The following is a 733-nucleotide window of genomic DNA, read 5'->3' on the forward strand; positions in this document are numbered from 1 at the left end:
TCATTTTCAAAAAGCAACCTTGTTCATTGTCTACTGACAGTGGACTTTAAAACGCTTTTTTCCAGTCCTTGAATAACTTCTTGAAGCTTATCAATGACGGCTTCCAATGTTTGGAAAACCTTGTTTTTAAAACCTCGTTTTCGAATTTCTTTCCAGACTTGTTCAATAGGGTTCATTTCTGGTGTATAAGGTGGGATAAAAGCCAACTCAATATTACTTGGAATCTCTAAGGTACTTGATTTATGCCATATAGCATTATCCATGACAAGTAAAATATAGTCATCTGGATAAGCTTGTGAGACTTGCCTTACAAATTCATTGATCCACTCAGTATTGCATCCTCCAGCAATGAGGAAAAAGGAATCTCCTGTCTGAGCATCTACTGCCCCATAACAATAGCGATATTCTCGCATATAATGACTAGGAATGCTAGGTCGGATTCCTTGAGGAGCCCAACAAGAACTCATCTTACTGATTCTTCCGAAACCAGCTTCACCTTGGTACATCAAACGTACTTTGTTATAAGTCCCCTCTTCTTTAAAGCGCTTACTCAAGGTCTCGAATGTAGATTTTATTTTTAGACGTCTCAATTGTCTGAGCGTCTGCCTTCTTGGGATGCTCAGGTCGAGGAGTGACCGTTCGCCAACCATGTCGTTTCAGGAGATAATAGAAACCATCACGTGTGGAAGCGCGACCAATCTCTTTTTGATAGGCTTCAAATAACTGATTGACA

1 pseudogene is annotated in these 733 nt (G+C 39.8%); it reads right to left on the reverse strand.

Annotated elements, in window-relative coordinates:
- Positions 1-23: 23 nt before the first annotated feature.
- Positions 24-733, reverse strand: a pseudogene (locus HT711_RS10995) (IS630 family transposase); the annotation flags it as partial.

The sequence above is a fragment of the Streptococcus sp. 1032 genome, assembly GCF_013277015.1.
Taxonomy (GTDB): Bacteria; Bacillota; Bacilli; order Lactobacillales; family Streptococcaceae; genus Streptococcus.